General features: G+C 49.7%; 5 protein-coding genes and 2 tRNA genes. 4 read left to right on the top strand and 3 right to left on the bottom strand.

Annotated features, from left to right (window positions below; genetic code table 11):
• Window positions 1–5: 5 nt before the first annotated feature.
• The 3 genes from HMPREF1028_RS00715 to HMPREF1028_RS00725 form a co-directional block, all read right to left on the bottom strand.
• Window positions 6–81, bottom strand: a tRNA-Ala gene (locus HMPREF1028_RS00715).
• Between the two features lie 6 nt (window positions 82–87).
• Window positions 88–164 (bottom strand) — tRNA-Met (locus HMPREF1028_RS00720).
• 165 nt (window positions 165–329) lie between these two features.
• Entirely contained in the window at window positions 330–1,370 is a 1,041-nt protein-coding gene (locus tag HMPREF1028_RS00725) for an SAM-dependent methyltransferase (RefSeq protein ID WP_009310907.1), read from the bottom strand.
• 470 nt (window positions 1,371–1,840) lie between these two features.
• On the opposite strand from HMPREF1028_RS00725, the gene mraZ reads away from it, so the two are divergent.
• From mraZ to HMPREF1028_RS00745, 4 genes are all read left to right on the top strand, one after another.
• Window positions 1,841–2,296, top strand: coding sequence for a division/cell wall cluster transcriptional repressor MraZ (gene mraZ, locus HMPREF1028_RS00730; protein ID WP_003761336.1), 456 nt, complete (start codon window positions 1,841–1,843; stop codon window positions 2,294–2,296).
• Window positions 2,293–3,246, top strand: coding sequence for a 16S rRNA (cytosine(1402)-N(4))-methyltransferase RsmH (rsmH, locus tag HMPREF1028_RS00735; RefSeq protein ID WP_009310908.1), 954 nt, complete (start codon window positions 2,293–2,295; stop codon window positions 3,244–3,246). Before mraZ ends, rsmH begins: the two co-directional genes overlap by 4 nt.
• Before the next feature lie 55 nt (window positions 3,247–3,301).
• A complete protein-coding gene (gene ftsL, locus HMPREF1028_RS00740) occupies window positions 3,302–3,565 on the top strand; it encodes a cell division protein FtsL (RefSeq protein ID WP_003761340.1) in 264 nt (87 codons plus the stop codon).
• Window positions 3,566–3,646: 81 nt separating this feature from the next.
• Window positions 3,647–5,253 (top strand): penicillin-binding protein 2 (locus tag HMPREF1028_RS00745; RefSeq protein WP_009310910.1); only part of this gene is annotated, 1,607 nt, incomplete at its 3' end.

Raw genomic sequence — 5,253 nt, forward strand, 5'->3', positions numbered from 1 at the left:
TTATCTGGTGGAGGTAAGCGGGATCGAACCGCTGACCTCTTGCATGCCATGCAAGCGCTCTACCAACTGAGCTATACCCCCGAAATTTGGTGGCGAATCAGGGACTCGAACCCCGGACACAAGGATTATGATTCCTCTGCTCTAACCGACTGAGCTAATTCGCCGTTTCGTGAATTCGCTATTATATGTTGTTTTGAGTTTTTGGCAAGTTTTATTTTGTACTTTATGTTTTGTTTTTGTTTTTTAATGGAATAAAACATGGATGAGGTCGTCTGAAACGGTGTTTCAGATGGCCTGTGTGTTTGGAGGATGGTTTGAGGTGGGGGATTTCAAAGTTTGTGGCAGATGTCGCCGAAGCGGAAACCTGTCCAGTCGATGCCGATGTTTTTGCCAAAGGCGATGACTTTGAAGAGTTCCCCCATTTCGTGCTGGTCGGTCAGTTTTTGTACGGAGGTGCTGGTACGGAGGTAGTCTGCCGTGCCTGGAGGGGCGGTTTGTGCCAATAGGTCGATAATGCCTAGGTTGAATAGGAAATGGGACTGGGGCAGGTAGCCGATGAGGTCTAGCCCGCCGTCGGTGCCTGCTTGGGCAATATCGGTAAAGTTGACGTGTGCGGTCAGATCAGTCAGGCCGATATGGAAAAACGGGTCGTGAACGGTGTGGTGGCGGTAGTGGGCGATGAGTGTGCCTTCGTCGCGTTGCGGGTGGTAATACTGGGCGGCGTCAAAACCGTAGTCGATAAATATCATGCCGCCGCGTGTGATTTTCTGCGCGAGGGTGAGAATAAAGGCGTATTGGGCGGGGTGTAGCTCGCTGGTGTACGGGTGTTTGGTTTCGGGAAAGTAGGTGGCGGCTAAACAGAGGAGGTCGGGTTGGTTTAAGGGTTGCGGACTTTGTTCGAGCTGTCCGTCGGAGTTGATGGAGACGCCGATATGTTGAAAGGTATTTTGGGTGCGGCGGATGATTTCAATGGGCATAGCATCTAGGACTTCATTGCCGATGATGATGCCGTCGAAGGATTCGGGCAGTTCGGTCAGGTGGATGACTTTTTGTGCCAGTTGCGGGGTGGTGTGTTCGGCGATGAATTGGCGTTGGCGTTCAGCAAGCTCGGGGGAGAGTTCGATGATGTAGTAATGCTTGAGGTCGTCTGAAAGACTTTTCAATAGGGTGGCGGCGAGATGTCCTGTGCCTGCGCCGAATTCGTAGATGTTGCCGGCGGTTTTCGGGAGTAGCTCGGCGAGTTGCCGGGCGAGGGTTTGTCCGAATAATGGGGTGAGGGTGGGGGCGGTGATGAAATCGCCTTCTGTGCCGATTTTGTGGCTGCCTCCGGTGTAGTAGCCGTATTCGGGTGTGTAGAGTGCAAGCTCCATAAATCGTGAGAAAGGAATCCAATTATTTTGGGCTTTTATTTCCTGTGTGATGATTTCGAATAGTTTGGAACTTGAGGCTTGCGCGGCAGGGGGAGGGGAGGGGGAGGTGTGCCTTCATAATTGTTAGATAATGTAAAATTTATGAATTTATTTGTCTATTATAACGTGAACGGAAAAGGGGCGTTTTTTCATTTTTTTATACCATATATTGTGTCTAAATAATATTTTCAATACTACATATTGTGTTTTTAAAAACCAAATCGGGTAAGATGGGTGGTTCGGCTTGTTTGCTTGTTTGGTTAAAATACTGTTTTTTAATGATTTTGTTGTTGCATATGTACTGGGATTTTAGAGTAAGGCGATTTGACCGAGGCGTTAAAATTTTTTATAGTGTGGGCTAGTGGGGCGATGTGGGTAAAAGTGTCTGCATTGCCCAAAAAATTCCGATTTAAACCGATTAGGACGAAATTGTGTTTGGTGGCGCTCACGAATTGAGTATTGACAGCAAAGGGCGGTTGGCGATTCCTGCCAAGTTCCGCGATATTTTGCTGCGCCATTATACGCCGTCGATTGTGGTTACTTTGGATTCCCGTCAAAAATTGCTGATGTATCCGGAGGCTGAATGGGCAAAGGTTGCCGAGCAGCTTTTGCACTTGAAAACGGCAGGAAATCCGATGTTGCAGCGTTATCAAAATCTGCTGCTGCACAATGCGGATACGCTGGAATGGGACAGCGCCGGCCGCGTACTGATTCCTGCCAATCTGCGCAAACGGGTGGATTTTGAAAAAGACGTTACCTTGGTCGGTCGCGCCAACCGTTTGGAATTGTGGGGTCGTGATCAATGGGAAGCTGAAATGACTCAGGCTTTGGATGATGATCCTGAAGAGTTGGCATTCCAATTAAGTCAGACGGATTTGCAATTGTGAGTAATGCTGAATATCAACATATCACCGTTTTGTTAAATGAGGCGGTTGATGCTTTGGCGGTTCGTGAAGACGGTATTTATGTGGATGGGACGTTCGGCAGGGGAGGGCACTCCCGATTGATTTTGTCCCGTCTGGGCAGTCAAGGTCGTCTGATTGTGTTTGATAAAGACCCGCAAGCGATTGAGGCGGCGCAAAAGCTGGCTGAGCAGGATGGGCGCGTTACGGTAGTTCATGACGGGTTTTCAAGTTTTCAGACGACCTTGGATAGGCTGGGTATTGAAGAGATAGACGGTGCGTTGTTTGATTTGGGGATTTCGTCCCCGCAGATAGATGACGGCGCACGGGGTTTCAGTTTCCGTTTTGATGCACCTTTGGATATGCGCATGGATCCGACGCGGGGAATGTCCGCTGCAGAATGGATTGCAACAGCATCAGAACAGGATTTGCACGAGGTTATCAAGAATTATGGTGAAGAGCGGTTTAGTCGCCAGATTGCGCGCGCCATTGTTGCGCAACGGACAGAAAGTCCGATCGATACAACCCGCAAGCTGGCGCAGCTCGTGGCACAAAACGTCCGTACTCGTGAGCGGGGGCAAGACCCTGCGACGCGCACCTTCCAGGCAGTTCGCATCTTTATTAACCGCGAGCTCGAAGAGGTAGAGGCGGTTCTGCCGCAAGTGATGGGTCGTCTGAAGCAAGGCGGACGTTTGGCGGTTATTGCGTTCCATTCGCTTGAAGACCGCATCGTAAAACAGTTTGTCAAAAAGTATTCGCAACATCCTCCTTTGCCGCGTTGGGCGGCAGTAAAAGAAGCGGATTTGCCTCTGCCGCCGTTAAAGGCGATAGGAAAGGCGATAAAGCCGGGTGTTGAGGAAACCGCCTCCAATCCGCGGGCGCGCAGCGCAGTTTTACGCGTGGCAGAGCGGACGGGCGGTGAGATTATAGAATAAGCATTATGTGGGGCAGGTGTCCTCGGAACAAACAGATTGAGGTCGTCTGAAAATAATGAATAAATTAAATATCCTTTTGTTGGTCTTGGTATCGGTATCTGCTTTTGCGGTGGTCACTGTGCAAGACCAATCGCGTTTGCACTTCATCGCTTTGGATAAAGCGCAAAAGCAGGAAATCAAGCTTGATCAGGACTATGCACGCTTGAAATTGGATCAGGCGCGGCTGGCGAACCACAAGCTGATTAAGGTGGCGGCTGAGAAGCAACGCCTCAAACCGCCCGGCGCGGATAATACCGTGATGGTGGAACGAAAAAAATAATATAGCCGGCTTATCCGACACTGCAAAGTGGTGCTGTCGGATAAAGACACGGTTCGGGTGATTATGAATTGAGATGTTAAGATGTTGATTAAAAACGAATATAAACCGAGCATGCTGCCCAAGACAGCCAAAGCTAAAAAACCCATCACCAGTGATGGGCGGATTTCTTTGGTGTTGTGGCTGATTGCGGCTGCGTTTGTCGGACTGCTGGCTCGCGGCATCTATTTGCAAACCACGCAGCATGAATTTTTGAAAAATCAGGGCGATCAGCGTTTTGTCCGTACCCTGACTTTACCTGCGTCGCGCGGCATGATTACGGACCGTAACGGCGCGACTTTGGCGTTGAGTGCACCGACTGAATCTTTGTATGCCATGCCTTCCGGTATGGAAGAAATGCCGACTGCCGAACAGATGGCTAAGTTGGCGGCTATTGTTGAGCTGCCTGTTGAGGCATTGCAGGAAAAATTGGCGAAAAAAGATAAAGATTTTATTTATCTGAAGCGTCAACTCAGCCAAGAAAAAGCGGAAGAAATTAAAGCTTTGGGCATTAAAGGCTTGGCATTTCAAAAAGAGCTGAAACGCCATTATCCGATGGGCAACCTGTTCGCACACGTTATCGGTTTCACCAATATTGACGGCAAAGGACAGGAAGGCTTGGAATTGTCGCGTGAAGACAGTCTGCATGGTGCGGACGGTGCGAAAGTGGTTTTGCGCGACAATAAAGGTAATATCGTCGATAGTTTGGATTCTCCGCGCAACAGCGATCCGAAAAACGGGCAGGACATGGTTTTGTCTTTGGATCAACGTATTCAAACGCTTGCCTATGATGAGCTGAATAAGGCAGTGGCTTATCACAAAGCCAAAGCAGGTACGGTTGTGGTATTGGATGCGCAAACCGGCGAAATCTTGGCTTTGGTTAACAGTCCTGCCTACGATCCGAATCAACCGGGCAGCGCCGATAGCGAACAGCGCCGCAATCGCGCCGTTACCGATATGATTGAGCCGGGTTCTGCCATGAAGCCGTTTACGATTGCCAAAGCATTGGATTCCGGCAAAGTCGGTGTGGCTGATCGTTTTAACACCATGCCTTATAAAATCGGTCCCGCTACCGTACGCGATACCCATGTGTATCCTACTTTGGATGTGCGCGGCATTATGCAAAAATCTTCCAACGTTGGTACCAGCAAACTGTCTGCAAAATTCACGCCTAAAGAAATGTATGATTTTTATCATGATTTGGGTGTGGGCGTGCGGATGCACTCCGGTTTCCCCGGTGAGACGGCCGGTCTTTTGAGAAGCTGGCGCAGATGGCAGCCGATTGAACAGGCAACCATGTCTTTCGGTTACGGCTTGCAATTGAGCCTGCTGCAATTGGCGCGTGCTTATACCATGTTGACACATGACGGCGAATTGTTGCCGGTTAGCTTTGAGAAACAGGCGGTTGCGCCCAAAGGCAAACGCGTCATTAAAGCTTCGACCGCGCGTGAAGTGCGTGATTTGATGGTTTCTGTAACCGAGCCCGGCGGTACGGGTACGGCGGGTGCGGTAGATGGTTTTGATGTCGGTGCGAAAACCGGTACGGCGCGTAAGTTGGTCAACGGACGTTACGTTGATAACAAACACGTGGCAACTTTCATCGGTTTTGCTCCTGCTAAAAATCCCCGTGTGATTGTGGCGGTAACCATCGA

The organism is Neisseria sp. GT4A_CT1, from assembly GCF_000227275.1.
Classification (GTDB): domain Bacteria; phylum Pseudomonadota; class Gammaproteobacteria; order Burkholderiales; family Neisseriaceae; genus Neisseria.